The 17,673-nt window shown below is 36.4% G+C and carries 10 protein-coding genes; 7 read left to right on the plus strand and 3 right to left on the minus strand.

What is annotated here, in order from left to right; translation table 11 throughout:
- Positions 1–891 (minus strand): UbiA family prenyltransferase, encoded by an 891-nt coding sequence (locus tag EIY84_RS07160; protein WP_124641670.1) that lies wholly within the window; start codon positions 889–891, stop codon positions 1–3.
- 68 nt (positions 892–959) lie between these two features.
- On the minus strand, positions 960–1,886 hold the full coding sequence (locus EIY84_RS07165) for a mevalonate kinase family protein (protein WP_124641672.1): 927 nt from the start codon (positions 1,884–1,886) through the stop codon (positions 960–962).
- A gap of 111 nt (positions 1,887–1,997) precedes the next feature.
- Between EIY84_RS07165 and EIY84_RS07170 the strand changes: the two genes are divergently transcribed.
- Both EIY84_RS07170 and EIY84_RS07175 read left to right on the plus strand, forming a co-directional pair.
- Positions 1,998–2,321, plus strand: a complete 324-nt coding sequence (locus EIY84_RS07170) for a translation initiation factor (protein WP_124641674.1) — start codon at positions 1,998–2,000, stop codon at positions 2,319–2,321.
- A 184-nt stretch (positions 2,322–2,505) separates the two neighbouring features.
- The gene (locus tag EIY84_RS07175) at positions 2,506–3,684 is read left to right on the plus strand and encodes a porin (protein ID WP_124641676.1); all 1,179 of its coding nucleotides are present in this window, start codon (positions 2,506–2,508) and stop codon (positions 3,682–3,684) included.
- A 128-nt stretch (positions 3,685–3,812) separates the two neighbouring features.
- On the opposite strand, the gene EIY84_RS07180 is transcribed toward EIY84_RS07175, so the two are convergent.
- Complete coding sequence (locus tag EIY84_RS07180) at positions 3,813–9,569, minus strand: alpha-2-macroglobulin family protein (RefSeq protein ID WP_241154752.1); 5,757 nt, start codon at positions 9,567–9,569, stop codon at positions 3,813–3,815.
- Between the two features lie 299 nt (positions 9,570–9,868).
- Here EIY84_RS07180 and EIY84_RS07185 point away from each other — a divergent pair, with 299 nt between their 5' ends.
- From EIY84_RS07185 to EIY84_RS07205, 5 genes are all read left to right on the plus strand, one after another.
- Entirely contained in the window at positions 9,869–10,438 is a 570-nt protein-coding gene (locus tag EIY84_RS07185; RefSeq protein WP_241154753.1) for a hypothetical protein, read from the plus strand.
- Between the two features lie 3 nt (positions 10,439–10,441).
- Positions 10,442–11,521 carry a DNA replication/repair protein RecF gene (gene recF, locus EIY84_RS07190; RefSeq protein ID WP_124641682.1) on the plus strand — a complete coding sequence of 360 codons (1,080 nt, stop codon included), beginning with the start codon at positions 10,442–10,444 and terminating at the stop codon, positions 11,519–11,521.
- Between the two features lie 104 nt (positions 11,522–11,625).
- On the plus strand, positions 11,626–12,936 hold the full coding sequence (locus tag EIY84_RS07195) for a TolC family protein (RefSeq protein ID WP_124641685.1): 1,311 nt from the start codon (positions 11,626–11,628) through the stop codon (positions 12,934–12,936).
- Positions 12,937–13,160: 224 nt separating this feature from the next.
- Positions 13,161–14,249 carry an efflux RND transporter periplasmic adaptor subunit gene (locus EIY84_RS07200; protein ID WP_124641687.1) on the plus strand — a complete coding sequence of 363 codons (1,089 nt, stop codon included), beginning with the start codon at positions 13,161–13,163 and terminating at the stop codon, positions 14,247–14,249.
- Between the two features lie 148 nt (positions 14,250–14,397).
- Positions 14,398–17,607: an efflux RND transporter permease subunit gene (locus EIY84_RS07205; RefSeq protein WP_124641689.1), complete on the plus strand. Its 3,210-nt coding sequence runs from the start codon at positions 14,398–14,400 to the stop codon at positions 17,605–17,607.
- Positions 17,608–17,673 lie beyond the last annotated feature (66 nt).

Genomic DNA, 17,673 nt, shown 5'->3' on the forward strand with positions numbered 1-17,673 from the left:
TTACCACTTCATAATTATTCCATCAAAAAGCATGGCCAATATTCCTATAAAAATCCAGAATCGTAAAATATTAAGCGTATAAAATTTTGCATTTTTTTTATTTGAAACCAACAAAAACGCCGAAAAAATAAAAATTAAGATACCCGATAAGTAATAATACGCCATAATTCCTGTTAATCCTTTTTTCATCACAATTAAAATAGAATTCAGGATCAAGAAAACCAAAAGACTAATTATCAAACGATTAACCACTGTTTTTTTGAAAGTATTCGGTAGAGTGTGGTATCCAAAAATTTCATCTGCGTGTTTGGTTAGGCTGTCTTTAATAATATCGATCACCAATAAAAGTCCAAATAAAAATGTAGCCATCAATACTATTTTGATGGAAAAAGTTTGATAATAAATGAGCATTCCAAAAAAAGGATACAACGAAAGACTGACAAATGTCAGGTTATTCAGGATCAGAATTTTTGAAATTTTATGGCTGTAAAACCAAATGAGAAACTGATAAAACAGAAAAAAAATCAGGACTCTGACGGATATAAAACCGGCTACAGCCAAAGAAATGCTGTTGAGAAAAACATAAGCGTATAAAAAATACTTTTGCTTTAGGAAACTTTGCAGTTTTGTACGAAAAGGACGGGTGATTTTGTCTTTTTCTTTATCGTAAAACTGATTGATGATTCCTCCTGCACCAATACTGACTATTGCACAGAAAATAATGGCATGAACACGAAAATCAAATGCAAAAGCCCTCAGACTTTCTTCTTGATTAAATAAAAAAAAGGTGGAAACATAGAGTGCAAATGTAAGTACAACCACCATCAACAGTTTTGTCCCCAAAACAAATGCTAAAAGCTGGGAAAGTCTGTAGAGAAATTTATTTTCCATAATCCATCCACCTTAAAGACAGAAAAAACACTTTTATATTAATGAAGTAAAAGATAAATTATTTATCCTTAGAAACGATAGATAACCTCTTTCTGAAAGCCGGATAACATCTCATCTGCTTTTTCATAATCTTTGGTAAAGCCCAAGATATAGCCACCACCTCCACTGCCACACAATTTCAGATAATAGGCATTGGTGTCCAAGCCTTTTTTCCAAGCTTTGTATAAACTTTCGGGGATCATGGGTTTGAAATGCTCGTATGCCCAAATCGAAAGACTTTTAAGATTTCTAAAAAAAGGATTCATTTCTTTCTTTAAAAAAGCATGTATGCAAGCGTTGTTATAATGGATAAATTCTTCTTTCAATGTTTTTCTGAACCCTTCGGTTTTCATTTTCTCAAAAAAGATCTGCACCATAGGACCGGTCTCTCCCACCATTCCGGAATCGATCAGAAAAATAGCTCCTTTGCCAACTTCTTCGGCCGGAATATTTACCTTATCAACACTTTCTTTATTTTCGATAAGAATTGGAAGGTTCATAAAACAAATTAATGGATCTATCCCCGAGCTTTTCCCATGAAAATAACTTTCTAAGAGTCCAAAAATCTTTTTCAATTCCTTCAGTTCGTCTTTAGAAATGGTTTCCGGTTCGAATTTCTTGATTGCATATTTGCTAAAAACCGCTGCAACCAAAGCTCCAGAACTCCCCACTCCATAACCTTGCGGTATGTTGGAGTCAAAATACAAACCGTTATCAATATCGTTCTTCAGCCGTTCTACATCCAATAAAAATTCCGAAGGTAGCTCTAAAGTTTCTAAATATTCAGTGTATTTTTTCAAAGAACTGTTGGACTTTAAAATAAATTCAGAATCCAAGTCTGAAAATTTCAAAGACCCTTTATAGTAGCTGTATGGCAAAGTTAACCCTTGGGAATCTTCGATAATTCCGTATTCGCCAAAGAGAAGTATTTTTGCATAAAACAAAGGGTTGTTCATCTTGTTAATTTAAAGTCATTAAATACAAAATTACACTTTTTTTAACAATTATCACTAAATTTCAATAATTTAACATTCCAATTTTATTCAGAAAATACTAATTTTGCCTCTATGGATATTCGAGAACAACTAAAGAATTTATTTCCTGATCACGAAGAACAGGATTTTGAAATGCCTGAAGAAAAATTTGTACAAAAAGAACCTCTTGTTTGTAAATTTGAGAAGAAAGGCAGAAACGGAAAACCTGTAACCCTCATTGAAGGCTTTGAGGGAAGTGACGACGAATTGAAAAAAATTTCGAAAAAAATAAAAACAACACTTGGGATTGGCGGTTCTGAAAAAGATGGGATTATTGTGATACAAGGGGATAATCGTGATAAAATCATGATTTTACTAAAAGATATGGGCTACAAAACCAAAAGAGTTGGCGGATAAATCGCAGTACAATTCGATAGAACAAATTCATCCATTGAGAACAAACTCAATGGATTTTTTTTTGAGTAAAAATATTTCTTCATTTCATGAAATTTACAATAAAAATGTGCTTTATTTATATAGTTTTCAATAATTTTGATACGATGAATTTATTTTAACATCATTCACAGAAAAAAAACTTGCCATGAAACGAATACTCTATCTTCTATCTGCGGTTGTATTTTCTACTTTTTCAGCACAAGAGATCAAAACCGTTCAGGACAGCATCAACCCACAAAAACCTTTATTGAATCTTGAAAACCAAAAGTTTCTGAAGGACATTCATGTCTATTTGGATATGCGTTTGGGTTTCTTGAATCATTTTGAAAATGGAAGAACGGATAATTTCACCGAATTCAGAAATTCCTTAGTCGCACTTGGAGTACAAGGAAAAATTCATGATAAGGTGAATTTCAGATTCAGATATCGTTTCAACAAAAATGGTGAAGTTCAATCCTTGGACATGTTGGACAAAGCTGTAGAATTGGCCTTTGTGGATGTTAAAATCCTACCCAAAACCAATCTTCAAGTGGGGAAAATGTACGCCTATTTTGGTGGGTACGAATACGACTATAACCCCATCGACATCTTAGAGTACAACGATGCCATAAACCAATTGCTGAACTATGTGAGTGGCGTCGGAATAACCCAACAGATTTCTGAACAACACAAAATAGGTTTTCAGGCACTCAACTCCAGAACCATGAGGTACGCAGATCTGTACGAAGGAAATGTGTACGACAATGTACAAGAACCCAAATGGCCTCTCGCCTTGGTCTTGAACTGGCAAGGAAAATTTTTTGACAACAAATTGGAAACCATCTACAGCATGAGTAATTTTCGTGTTGCAAAAGGACATGCCTCTACTTATGCATTTTCTCTTGGGCATAAATACCAAGTGGAAAATTTAAAAGTCATGTACGACTTCAACTACAGTCATGAACAACTGGACACGAAGGGGATATTAACTGAAATGATAAAAGGTCCTAAAATTTCCGAAGATGCTACTTACATTGAAAATTGGTTTCGTGCAGAATATCAAATTTCACCAAAAATCCAGACCCTACTCACATTGATGACCAGCAATACTTATGGTAAAAATGTGGTAAGCACTACCAGTGGAAACAACCATTTGAGAACAAGTTATGGGATTGTACCGACGGTTTACTATCAACCTTTCAAAGATATTAAATTGAGGTTTTATTTGGCCTATATTGCTCGTATATACCGGTTTTCAGACTATGCTAGAAACCAATTGGGCATATCCAATTATACTACCGGCGAAGTACAAGTTGGTCTTTCTACACCACTTTGGATATTTTAAAAAATGAATCGCTGTACATTACAGAAGAAAAGGAAAGAGATTGATACAAGCCGTTATTTCCCTTAAAAATTGATACGAAAAAAGAGCCTTGCCAAGTAGCAAAGCTCTTTGTTTTGAAACTTAAAAAATTATTCAATTATCAGTTTTGTACCTTGGGTTCTGCTGTTCATTTGTGGGGCATAGTAGTTTTGCAAAGTTGTAATTCCGTTGCTGAAGACTCCAGAGACATTGGCTACCAAATCGTACTCGAAAACGAATTGGCCTTTTGGCAAATACTCAATAAAAAATTGGGTAGAAGCATCTTTTGTCACCTGATAATACGCCAAATTATTTTTCCATTGGTATGCGGAAAGCACATCTACAGGCTCCAAACCGGCAGCTCTCATGTCTTTAAGCAGAACAAATTCCATTGGTCTATCTGCATTCAGGATCATACGAACTGTTATTTTGTCACCGATTTTTAATGGAGCGTTTTCTGTGATCTTCTGCAATTCTTCACCGTTTACCGTTTTCACTTTTTTGTACAATTCTTTGGTTAGCGAAATGTAGTTTTCTGTAGATTTCACTTGGTTCAAATCTTCATAATATTGCCAAAACAAGCCCCCTTGCACAATTCCCGGACTGTCTTTTTTGATGCTGACAGTTGCCAAACTTTCATCCATCTTCTCCGAGTAAACCGATTGTTTTAGATATCCAGAACCTTTGGTTTGTGGATGCATCTCTTTTCCACCCCAAAGAATTTCTGCTTTGTCCGAAGCATCTGCGGTCCAAGATTTTCCAGAATTCAGAATGGTAAAAATGACTTCTGCTGTACTTCTGCTGGTATCCCAATGCGAAACCTCTTTTTGGGTGATGAGCCAAATCTTCATTTCCTCTACGAATTTTTGATCGTTACCCAATTTCTCAAAAGCTTCCAAAGCACCTGCATGGTTGACCAATTGAGAATTGTACCAACCCCAATTGTCAATATTCGATTTCCAATATGCACCTTGGTTATCGCTTTCAACCGAAGTTTCTTTCAGGTAAGTCATCAGTTTTTTCGATAATTCTTTCAAGCCATAATCGTTGAACAAGAGTGCAGCTCTATGCAATCCGAAGAACGAAAAATCTTCAATTTCAGCTTTTTTAGCTTTTTGAACGACTAAATTTTTCAAAAATTTACCATTTCCAGAAAGAGGATATTGGCTTTCCCAATAATTTCTGGTGTCCAAATAGTCCAGCGCAAAATTGGACCATGCATTTCCTTTGTTTACTTCAAAATAGCGATTCAACTCTTGATCAACAAATCGTATCAACCTGCCCACCATTTCATTTTGTTCCGTAGATTGATACTCATTTGGAGTATTTTTTAGCCAAGAATTTAATTTACCCAACTGTTTCAGAATATACAATGACGACGAATACGAACTTGGATAACCCGCCATCCAAGAGAAACCACCGTCTGTATTTTGGAGTTTTTTCAGCTCGTCCCAATCTTGGTTAATGGAATTTCGCATGGTATTGGCATCAAAGAGTCTGGCTATTTTTTGCATTTGTCCTTCTTCATTCTTAGCGTCCAAAACCCAAGGAGTTTCCTCCAACAGAAGTTGTTTCAGTTCTTGATTTTTGCTCAGATTAGAACCAAGTAAACCTTTGGATTGATAGTCCTCAAAAACGGATTTCAATTTTGGGTTTGTTCTAAAAATTTCCGCAGCCAATACATCTGCAAACCATTTGTTGAAGACGACATCTGCTGAGGTGTTGTTATCGTTTTTCAAACCGGGCAATGCGAAAATAACTTCCCAAATCGGATTGGTCGTTAGCTCCAACGAATTGGAAATGTTGGTTGCTGTGGTGGATTTGTTTTGGGCTAAATTTTCAAGCACAAAAGATTTGGTTTGACCTTCTTTTACGAAAACAGGGACGGCATCGGTTACCATAATTCTATTGGGTAAAATGGGCACTGCTTTTTGTTCGCCATCGGAGAAATTTCCAGTCTTGGCAACGGTCTTGATGACGATAGCTTCGGCACCGTTCGGAACTTTTAGAGTCCAAGAAGCCATCGTACTTTCACCAGCCTTTACCGTGAATGATTTTTGAATGTCATTTAAATTGAATTTAGACGAAATATCTTCATTAGAAAATGCATCCAAAATCTGAAGCTGAACCGTTCCGTTTAAATTTTCTTTAGACAGATTGTTCAGTTTTGATTTAAAGATCAACTCATCGCCTTCCCTTAAAAATCGAGGATAATTGGGAGTTACGGAAAATTCTTTCTGGGTAACTACGGTTTTTTCCAAAGTAGCGGCTTCTGCATTTTTGGTATGTGCCAAAAACATGAGTTTCCAACGGGTAAGTGCTTCCGGTGAAGTAAATTCAAATGATACATTTCCATCTTTGTCAGTCAATAAATTTGGATAGAAAAATGCCGTTTCGCTAAGGTTTTCTCTTAGTTTTACTCCAGATAAATCTGCATTAAGATTTTTAAGTTTCGTTGCGGTTTTAGAATACCCCATTACAACTTCAGTAGCCGCAGTAGAACCAAAATTGGATGTTCCTCTTATCATCATATCTACCGAAGGAGCCGGACTACTTTCTGAATAGACCCTATTTTCCGATTTGTACTTCTTTCTGGCGTATATATAGTCATCCATCCATCTAAATTGGGGTTGGTAAATCTCTACAAACTTTATGTAAGGAATTCTTTTATAATAACTGAATCTATCTATATCCTGTTTGGAGTTTCTAAAATAATTGATGTACCTCTGTATTTTTTCATAGAGTGGGTTCCAAACGAAATCGTTGGAGGCAAACTGATCCAAAGATTGGTCGTACATATTCGCCAAGACTTCGGCATTCACTTTTTCGTTTTTGTCGCCTGTAATTTTTATCGTCCATTTTTCTTTTTGTCCAGGCTCTAACTTGTCTCTAAAAGTGATGGTTTCTATATTCAATCCTTTCTTTTCGGATTTTATTTTAATATTTTTTGTTTGAGTTTGTACATCACCCAATGCGACCAACTGAAACTGAAAATCAAGATCCGAAATACTTTCGTCATTTGGAAGTTTGGTTTCATAAAGATAATACCCGTTGTTCAGTTTTACGGTTTCGTATTTGGTATTTCCATCGCCATTTTGTGTATAAATATGTACCAAAGCATCCTTCACACCAGAATAAATATAAAATTTAGCTTTATCGTTTCTGTTGTATTCGTTTTTTTCTTCGACAACTTTTAGAAATGGAAGTTTGGAACTCAAAGATTTTTTGTCGAAAACCTCAAATTTTTGTGATGTTATTATGGTGTCTTTACCTTCTACATTATAGACTTCCAGTTTGTAATTTCCCACTTCCAGTTTGTCCATGATTTGGTAAATACCGCCCTCTACAGGTTGCATTTTTTGGTCAAAAATCACTTTTTCTACCTTATCTTTTTTCTCTTCATTCGAAAAATAATCGTGTGGAAACTTTAGATTAAAATCGGTTTCAGACATCATCGGATCGTTCTGAATCTCATTTTCAAAATTACTTCTATACAGCTTTTTAGGACTTATGAGTTTAGACAATTTTACGGTGAAAGGTTTTTTAATGATCTGGTTGTTGTAATTTTTCGCTTCAACTTTTACAGAAATATTTTCATCTGAAAAATAATTGAATTTAACATCCGAAAGAGATAGATGGTGCGATACCGAAGAAACCAAAATCGATTTTTCGGTCGATTGACTTTCTCCGTTGATGTCGGCAACCGAAGCTTTTATTTTATAATTATCCACTTGTATCCCATCCAGATTTTCATCTTTTTTCAAGTCTAATGCTACGGTAAACTCTCCTTTTTCATTGGTTTTTGTTGAACCTAAAATGGAATTATCGTTATCTGTATTTTCATGATACCAGTTAAAATACTTCCAACGAATATTTCTTTTTATAATTTCATAATTTACCGTTGCATTGGCAATGGGAATTCCGGAAAAAGAAACGGCTTTTCCTTTCAGCTCAATCGTTTTACCGTATTGATATTCCTCTTTAATATTGGAAAATTCTACTTCGAAATTGGGTCTTTTGAATTCTTCAACTCTAAAATACACCAACGATTCATTGTCGATTCTTAGGGAAAAAATACCGTTCACTTTATTTTTTGGCAATACAAAATTCCCCTGAAAAGACCCAAAACTGTTTGTTGTAAAGTTTTGTGAATCCACTTCTTGTCCATTAGAATCAAGCAATTTCAGCACCACCTTTCGGTTATTTTCTACAGACTCTTTTTTGTTGAGCAATTGAGTTGCAATCCCTTTGAAATAAAGCGTTTGACCGGGTCTGTAGATGGCTCTATCCAAAAACATTTGTATTTTCTTTTGATCGGGGTTATCAAAATTATGATGTACTTTAACCTGTTGTTCAAATTTTACAAGAGAATAATCGTCTGTTAGCTTATTTTTCACAAGGCAAGTAGCATTATACATTACCGAATTTGCAGCCGAAAAACTACCGTCTGTTTTGGTTATTAAATCAGTTTGTTTTAGTTCTTTATCATCCAACTGAAATAAAGAAATCGGTGTATTTGCAAACGGTTTTCCATCGTAATTGTCAACCAATTTCCAAGTATTTTGTACATTTGGCGAATAGCTTATTTGCTGAAAAATAACAGCCGTATTCGTTACTATAAAATAAAAATTGTCTATAGATTTACCTTCCACTTCGTACTCTGCGACATACAATCCGGAGGGCAAAACCCCAACATCCAAAGCCGTAGATTTCTTTTTATAATCTTGAGTTGGCAACAAATTAAAAGTTTGAGTTTTTACAAGAGATTTTTTTAATGTTTTAAAAATATCATTTTGCCAAGCATTCTGAATGTATTTTAGGATAACAGCTTCATTGCCTTTAACCGAATATATTTTCAACTGAAAACGATCCAAATTAGTATAAGTTGCAACCATTTGTATGGGTCTATTCGCCAAGGTCGTTTTTTCATACTTCACAACGAGATTCGGCTGTACAATTTGATTTTTATAAAAGCGAAGTTCAATTAAAAAAGGTGACTTAGGATGGTCTTTTTCGGCTTTTGCAATCCAAGACATGGCATCTGTAAATTGTTCTTTGGACATTAACAAAACAACAATTTCTTTAGCGATATACACTTTGTAATCCCCTTCTGTAGGCGATTGATAAAGAGAAGTAAGTTGTTCTATTTTGTTTTTACATGAACCATTAGCACAATCGTTTTTTATTTTTTGAAGCTGAAAATAGAGTTTGGCATTTCCCGTATTTTCTGCTATCAAATCGTTTTCGATGGTCGTGATTTGGGTCTGATTTTCTTTTCTTTCCAATGGCGTAAAAAGCTCATTGCTCTTCAAAAAATTTATATAATTTTTCCCAAAATATTCCAATAACGACGGGAAATACTCTAAATGTTCCGCCTTATCGAAAATTGAGCGGTAAGGCATCAGTTTGACATTCTTTAACGATGCTTTATTGCGGTACAGTTCTGCATAATTTTTTTGTAAATACAATTTAAAATCCAACTCAGACCAAGTTTCAATCTTTGTGAGATCCTGAGAGTTGATGTTGGTTCTGTTGTTAATTTTCCAAGAATTTTGTTCATAATAATCCGCAATGAATTCATGTTTCAGTATTTCAAAAACCCAACGATCGTTCCCGTTTGTGTTTTTTTCTAAGGATAAAATTTTACCAAAAAAAACGGAAGCTTCGTTATTTTTCTCATCGTTATTCGTATTTTTTAAAATGGAAAATTCGGCTTTTAACGATTTGATGATTTCTAAGGCATTTTCCTCTTTGACGGCTTGTTTTTGAAGCTCTAAAACCTTTGGCAACAACGATTTGTACTGCCCAGAATTGCTAAGTTTATCGATCTCTTTCCATTGTTTTTGATAAAAATCTTGTGATTTCATATATCCAGAATTACAGAATATTAAAGTGAAAATTAAGAGTTGAAGGAATCTATTCATAAGTTGTATTTTTTTTTTTTATAGAAACTCAGTACGAGTTGAGTATCTTTGTGAAAATGGATTTTTTAAAATTACTAAAAAAATATGTTATTGACAGCCAAATATATGTTTCGCTGATGGGGACATTTTTGGCAACATTTTTTATGCTTGAGCAAAACACATTCCGTTTTCCAACATTTTTTCTGATTTTTCTAACTTATTTTGGCGGATACACCTATACCAAATTTCAAAATTCAAAAAAAATGAAACTTTCTTTGGTGATATGTGCAGTTGCCGGCATTTTCTGTTCGCTTCTGATCATCCAGAATCACAACATTGAAAGATTATACAAATGGCTGATTATCTGCTTACTGGGTCTGTTATACAACAGTTTTTTTCTCAATTTTAACATCCGAAAAATTCCACTGCTCAAGATATTTTATGTTGGATTTATTTGGGGCTTAATGAATGCGTGGCTCAGTTTCCCGTATTTTAGTTGGGGCATATTTTTCATCTCTTTCATTTATATTACGGCATTGGTTCTCCCCTTTGATATTCGGGATATGAAAAGAGAAAATGTGATGATCTTCCCCAACCTGATTGGTATAAAGAAAACCAAAATTTTGGCTGCAGCAATGATCATTTCCTCCGTAATAATTTCAAATGCTATACTACAACCTGATTTTAGTTTGGCTTTTCTATTGGCGTCGGTACCTACATTAATACTCATTTATTTTTCAGAAAATTCAAGACCGGACTGGTACTTTTCTTTCTTGGTCGAATCTTGTTCGGCATTGCCGTTTTTGTTTTTAATTTTATTGAAGTATTTTTGAGGCATGATTGTTCAGAATTTATCCCTTATCCAATTCAAAAACCACAGCGAAAAACAATTTTCTTTCTCAGCAAAAATCAATTGTTTTGTAGGAAATAACGGTGTTGGAAAAACCAACATCCTGGATGCCTTGTTTTATACTGCGATGGGCAAGAGTTTTTTGGGAAATTCGGATGTTCTAAACATCAAAAACAATGAAGATTTTTTCAGCATAGAAAGCAACATTCAGAACGATGATAAAATCGACAATCTGAAGGTTTTATATGCAAAAGAAGCTAAAAAAATCATTAAAAAAAACGATAAAACCTACGATAGAATAGCCGATCACATCGGATATTTGCCTTGTGTAACCATTTCTCCTTACGATGCCAACCTGATTTCGGACTCCGGAGAAAGCCGTAGGAAATTTCTGGATGCCATGATCTCCCAAACCGATCACGACTATCTTTACAGCCTGATCCAGTACCAAAAAACCATTATACAACGGAATGCACTTCTCAAATATTTTGCTAAAAACAGAACATTCGATAGAGATTCTTTGGAAATCTACGACGAACCGATCACCAAATACGGAACGGTAATTTTCGAGAAAAGATCCGAGTTTATAGAACAACTCAGTCCTATTGTTCGACTTTTTTACGAAACCATTTCTGGTGCTAAAGAAACGGTTGAGGTGCACTACGAATCGCCACTTCAAAAAGGAGATTTCAGCCTTATTCTTCAAGAAAATTTGGAGAAAGACCGTCAACTTACTTACACCTCCAAAGGCGTACACAAAGACGATTTGCTATTTTTAATGAACGGTGAACTCATCAAAAAAATGGGTTCGCAGGGACAACAAAAATCCTTTCTTATTGCGCTAAAATTGGCACAACTGAATAGGTTAAAACAACTCACCGGTAAAAACCCCATCCTCCTTCTTGACGATATTTTTGATAAACTGGACGACCTTCGTGTTTCTCAACTCATCTCTTTGATTAATCACGAAAAATTTGGTCAGATGTTCATCACCGATACCCATAAAGAACGAACAGAAATCATTGTAAAACAAATCGATAACAACGCCAAAATTTTTGAGATTTAATTTCAATTTCATTCATTAACCATTTCCCCCTCTTTTTCCTTCTGTAACAAACATCACTGTAAAATAGATTTTGTCAATATAATTTTGCCATCAAATTAGACAAAATGAAAAAACTATTGGTTTCTATTTTCAGTATCGTGTTTTCTACTGCTGTTTTTAGTCAGAATATTATTAGCATTTCCAAAGCCGAGTTGGAAAGCAAATCTCTGGACGAAAATCTTCAAGTAAAATTAGCAAAGGCTGAAATTAATCTTGCCCAATCCGAACTTTTAGGTTCCAGAGCTGCCTATTTACCAGACATCAAAGCGTCTTATACCTTTACCCACACCAACAATCCGCTCATGGCTTTCGGATCCAAACTGAACCAGGAACGAATCTCCATGATGGATTTCAATCCCGATGATCTCAATAATCCTAAGGGAATTTCCAACTTCGCCACCAAGGTCGAAGTGCTACAACCCATTATCAACATGGATGCGATGTACCTAAAAAAAGCAGGAGAGGTAAAAGTTGAAGCCCTAAAAATGAAAGCCGAAAGAACCCACGAATATCTTTTGTTCGAACTGAAAAAAGCCTACGGAATGCTTCAACTGGCGTATAAAATGGAGGAAACGCTGCAAAATGCCAAACAAACGACTTTGGAAAATAAAAAAGTGATCGACAATTATTTCAAAAACGGCATCATCCAAAAGTCCGATGTTTTGTACATTGAGGTCCGACTGAGCGAGATCAACAGCCAACTTCAATTGGCAAATTCCAACATCAAAAATGCTTCCGATTATCTTTTTTTCTTACTGAACGAAGACAAATCCGGAAAAATCTTTAAACCCTCAGAAAATTTGGTGTACAACAATTCTTTTTTGTTAAATCCAACTTTGCTTAACGAAAACCGAAAAGACATTCGGGCGTATCAAAAATCCCTTGAAGCCTACGATTGGATGGACAAAGCATCCAAATCCAAATTTTTGCCAAGGCTGAATGCGTTTGGATCTTTCGAAATGCACGATAGAAAAATCGCCAGCTTCGATGCCAACGGATATTTGGCAGGTCTTCAGCTTTCTTGGAATGTTTTTGATGGATTGAAAGCCAAAAGCGAACAAGAAAAAATAAAATCTGAAAGAACAAAAGCAAAGCTGGAAATTGAACAATATACCAAACAAAGCCAACTGGAACTGAGCAAGGCTGAAAGACAAATTGCAGATGCCGACGATAAAGTAACTTTTACCCAACTCGCTTTAGAGCAAAGTGCCGAAGCCTACAGAATCCGCAAAAACCGCTACGACCAAGGTCTTGAAAAATCGTCTGATTTGCTCACCGCAGAAACCCTGATGTCCCAAAAAGAATTGGAAATGCAACAGGCCATTTTCGAATACAACACAGCGGTGGATTATTATCAGTTTTTACAATCGAAGTAGTTGATGGTTGATGGTTGATGGTTGTCGGATGAATAGCAAAGTAAAAGAAATATTATTTCCAAATAACCAAATAGTTACACAAACTAAATTACTTTAAAGTTGAGATAGAAACTAACGATTGAACATAGATAAATTGTTCTATTTAAAACTGAAAAAGCTCCGGAGGAGCGACATCAAAAAAATACAAAATCCAAAATTAAAATCCAAAATTTAAAATTTAACAAATGAATAAATACATCATCACCAGCATTGCACTTGTCGTACTGCTACTGAGCAGCTGCTCCAAAGACGATGCAAAAAAATCGGTCAATAAAGAAGTACCCATCGAGGTATCGGTAAGCAGATCCGTGGAGTCCAACGAAAGTGGAAATACCACTGCCAGTGGAAAATTGGTAGCTAAAAATTCGGTTAATATTTCAACCCGAATGATGGGCTACATCACTTTTCTAAAAGCCGAAGTTGGGCAAAATGTTCGTGCCGGACAAAATTTAGTCAGCATCAATTCAACGGATATTCAAGCCAAAGGCGGACAAGCCAACGCACAAATTGCACAGGCACAAGCGGCGTACAATTCGGCAAAAAAAGATTTTGAAAGATTTCAAAATTTATTCAAAAACCAATCGGCTTCGCAAAAAGAATTGGACGATATGCGTGCGCGATACGAAATGGCTTCGGCAGGTTTACAAGCAGCTCAGCAAATGAAAAATGAGGTCAATGCCCAATACAAATACACCCATATTTCTGCTCCCATTTCCGGAACCATCACTGCAAAATATGCCGAACAAGGTGACATGGCAAGTCCGGGAATGCCTATTTTGACCATAGAATCTCCATCCAATTTGCAGGTTCAGGTATTGGTTTCCGAGCAAAACATCAACCAAGTGAGTCAAGGAATGCCTGTAAAAGTATCTTTAAAATCCATCAACAAAACCGTTTCCGGTACCGTTTCCGAAGTGTCAAAATCGGCTGCCAATACGGGTGGACAATTTATGGTAAAAGTGAATGTGCATCAAACGCAAGATCTTCTCCCGGGGATGTTTGCCCATGTAGAATTTCCATTTAAAAGTCACGGAAAAATAAACCAAGATTTCCAAGAAACCCTTACCATACCAACATCTGCAGTGGTAGAGCAAGGACAACTAACAGGCGTTTATGTCATCAGTTCTCAAAACACAGCCCTATTAAGATGGGTAAAATTAGGAAAAAATTTAGGCGACAAAGTAGAAGTTTTGGCCGGATTAAATTCCAAAGAACAGTACATCACCAATGCCAACGGAAGATTGTATAACGGAGCAAAAATAAGTGTAAAATAGTAATAAGTGATTGAGTTTTTGAGTAATTGGGTTTTTGAATATTTACTTCTATACTTAATCTTAACCTTAATCTTAACCTAAGCCTCAACCTAAGCCTCAACCTAAGCCTCAACCTTAACCTCAATCTTAACCTTAACCTAAAAAAAAAATGGAAAAAGGATTCGCAGGGCGTATTGCCGAGATGTTCATCAACTCCAAGCTGACCATACTTTTGATGGTTTCGTTGATGATCATCGGGGTGTACAGCTCCACATTAATACCCAGAGAAGAAGAACCCCAAATCATCATCCCCATGGCGGATGTCATGGTGGGATATCCCGGTGCTTCTCCCAAAGAAATAGAAAGCCGAGTGGTAAAGCCGTTGGAAAAAGTAATTTCCAACATCAAAGGTGTAGAGCACATCCACTCTATGGCAATGAACGGTCAAGCCATGATTATTGTACAATTTTTGGTGGGCGAAGATACCGAACGCTCCTATGTTAAATTGTACGACGAACTGATGAAAAACCGAAACATCCTCCCAAAAGAGGTGATGGAACCGTTGGTGAAAACCCGTTCCATAGACGATGTTCCCATGTTGGGACTTACCCTTTGGAGCGAGAAACTCTCGGACGATGAACTGAGAAGCATCACGGAAGAAATATCTTCGGAAATAAAAAAAATAAAAGATGTCTCGCTGACCAAAATTCTGGGTGGAAGAAACCGTCAGCTTCAAATTATTTTGGACAAAGATAAAATGGCCGAATTGCAAGTCGATCCTCTTTCGGTAATGCAAATGGTACAGGCCAACAACGGAAGTTCTCAGTCAGGAAAATTTAATGCAAATGATACTGAATATCTGCTGACATCTGGTCAATTTTTACATTCTGCAGAAGATGTAGAGAATTTGGTTATCGGGACTTCTCAAAACATGCCGGTCTATCTAAAACAAGTGGCTCAGATAAAAGACGGCCCCGAAGATCCTATCAATTATGTCAATTTTGGATACGGAAATGCTGTGGAAAAAGGCAATCAGTACAAATCCGAATATCCTGCTGTTACCCTTTCTATTTCTAAAGTGAAAGGCGCCGATGCCATGAAGATTTCAGAACAAATCTTGACCAAAGTAGATGAACTGAAAAAAAATATTATTCCGTCTGATGTGCATGTAGAAGTTACCCGAAATTATGGTGAAACCGCTTCGCATAAGGTTTCCGAATTGTTATTACATCTTGGTGTTGCCATTATTGCCGTTACGGTTTTGGTGATGTTTGCTATGGGTTGGCGCGGCGGATTGGTCGTATTTTTCTCCGTACCTCTAACTTTTGCTTTAACCTTGTTCAGCTATTATATTTTAGGATATACCTTGAATAGAATTACGCTTTTTGCTCTGGTTTTTGTGGTCGGAATTGTGGTGGACGACAGCATCATCATCGCTGAAAATATGCACAGGCATTTCCACATGAAAAAACTTCCCTTCAAACAGGCCGCCATTTATGCCATTAACGAAGTGGGTAACCCAACCATTTTGGCCACTTTCACCGTTATTGCAGCGATATTGCCAATGGCTTTCGTGAGCGGAATGATGGGACCTTACATGAGTCCAATGCCGATTGGTGCATCCATCGCCATGTTGCTGTCCTTGTTTATCGCACTTACCGTTACGCCTTATCTTGGTTTTCACTTGCTTAAAGTAAAAGACAACGAAGCACTTAAGGAAGAAGAAGGTTTGGAAACCAGTAAAATTTATAAAATTTATAAAAAAATAGAACAACCGCTTTTGGATTCTGGTAAAAAAAGAAATACCATGATGCTCATAACGGTGGTACTTTTACTGATATCTGTTGGTGCTTTCTTTACCAAATGGGTAGCGGTTAAGATGCTTCCTTTCGACAATAAAAACGAAATACAAGTGGTGATTGATATGCCAGAAGGAACCACTTTGGAAAGAACCGGAGCTGTGGCACAAGACATCGCACAGTATCTAAAAACCGTACCTGAAGTAGTCAATTATCAATCTTATGTAGGTTCTTCGGCACCAATTACCTTCAACGGATTGGTAAGACATTACGATATGCGAGGCAGTGGAAATACCGCCGACATCCAAGTTAATCTTCTGAATAAAGACGATAGAACCGAACAAAGCCACGATGTTGCAAAGAAAATTAGACCTCAAATTCAGAAGATTGCAGAAAAATACAATGCCAATGTCAAAATTGTAGAAGTTCCACCCGGCCCACCGGTTTTATCGACCATCGTTGCCGAAATATACGGTCCCAACTACGACAAACAGGTTGAAATTGCAGACAAAGTACAAAACATTCTGAAGAAAACCGATGATGTTGTGGATATCGATTGGATGGTAGAAGCACCTCAAACCGAATTCAAAGTCATTCCGGACAAGGAGAAAGCCATGCTGAACGGCGTTGCACCACAACAAATTGTGGGCAACCTCACCTATCTTACCGGGAAACATCCTATTGGAAATCTTTACGATGAAAAATCCAACGACCCTGTAGAAATGGTGATGAAATTGAAAAATGCCGACCAAACCAGCATACAAGAAGTGACCAATCTAAAAATAAAAGGCACAGGCGGGATGGTTTCTGTAAGCGATGTTTCGAAAATTGAGAAAACGGAAATGGAAAAAACCATCTACAGAAAAGACCAAATGCCGGTGGTATATGTACTTGCCGATATGGCAGGTGGATTGGAAAGCCCCGTCTATGCCATCCTTGGTATGGAAGAAAAATTAAAGAAAATAGAACTTCCTAAAGGTTATTCCCTAAACGAAATCTACATGGGACAACCCAAAAATGAGGATAATTATACCGTAAAATGGGACGGAGAGTGGCAAATTACTTTAGAAGTTTTTAAAGATTTAGGGATTGCCTTTGCCGTGGTGATTATCATTATTTATATGCTGATTGTTGGTTGGTTCCAAGATTTTAAAACCCCAATTGTGATGATGGTTGCCATACCTCTTTCGCTCATCGGTATTGTCCTGGGACATTGGTTGTTGGGAGCTTTCTTTACCGCAACATCTTTCATCGGGATGATTGCTTTGGCAGGAATTATGGTAAGAAATTCGGTGCTGTTAATCGACTTTATCGAGATCAGACTGAAGGAAGGAATCCCTATAAAACAAGCGATTATAGAAGCCGGTGCGGTGCGTACAACTCCAATTTTGTTAACAACCGGTGCGGTTGTGATAGGAGCTGTAATCATCTTGTTCGACCCTATTTTCCAGGGCTTGGCGATATCTTTGGTATTCGGAGCGGTGGTTTCTACCCTACTGACTTTGATTGTCGTTCCGTTGATTTACTACATCACCGAAAAGAAAAAATGGGAGAAAATCCAGAGAAAAAATTTGGATTGAGAATAAAAACTTTTCCAAAGTTTTGAACTTTGGAAAAGTTCTTTAAAACATTGACATTTAAAATAA

Source organism: Amniculibacterium aquaticum (assembly GCF_003852705.1).
Taxonomy (GTDB): Bacteria; Bacteroidota; Bacteroidia; order Flavobacteriales; family Weeksellaceae; genus Amniculibacterium; species Amniculibacterium aquaticum.

Coding starts and splice junctions, on each gene's coding strand:
- EIY84_RS07175 (WP_124641676.1), top strand. CDS start 2,506: ATGAAACGAATACTCTATCTTCTATCTGCGGTTGTATTTTCTACTTTT.
- EIY84_RS07170 (WP_124641674.1), top strand. CDS start 1,998: ATGGATATTCGAGAACAACTAAAGAATTTATTTCCTGATCACGAAGAA.
- EIY84_RS07180 (WP_241154752.1), bottom strand. CDS start 9,569: ATGAAATCACAAGATTTTTATCAAAAACAATGGAAAGAGATCGATAAA.
- EIY84_RS07165 (WP_124641672.1), bottom strand. CDS start 1,886: ATGAACAACCCTTTGTTTTATGCAAAAATACTTCTCTTTGGCGAATAC.
- EIY84_RS07160 (WP_124641670.1), bottom strand. CDS start 891: ATGGAAAATAAATTTCTCTACAGACTTTCCCAGCTTTTAGCATTTGTT.
- recF (WP_124641682.1), top strand. CDS start 10,442: ATGATTGTTCAGAATTTATCCCTTATCCAATTCAAAAACCACAGCGAA.
- EIY84_RS07185 (WP_241154753.1), top strand. CDS start 9,869: ATGAAACTTTCTTTGGTGATATGTGCAGTTGCCGGCATTTTCTGTTCG.
- EIY84_RS07195 (WP_124641685.1), top strand. CDS start 11,626: ATGAAAAAACTATTGGTTTCTATTTTCAGTATCGTGTTTTCTACTGCT.
- EIY84_RS07200 (WP_124641687.1), top strand. CDS start 13,161: ATGAATAAATACATCATCACCAGCATTGCACTTGTCGTACTGCTACTG.
- EIY84_RS07205 (WP_124641689.1), top strand. CDS start 14,398: ATGGAAAAAGGATTCGCAGGGCGTATTGCCGAGATGTTCATCAACTCC.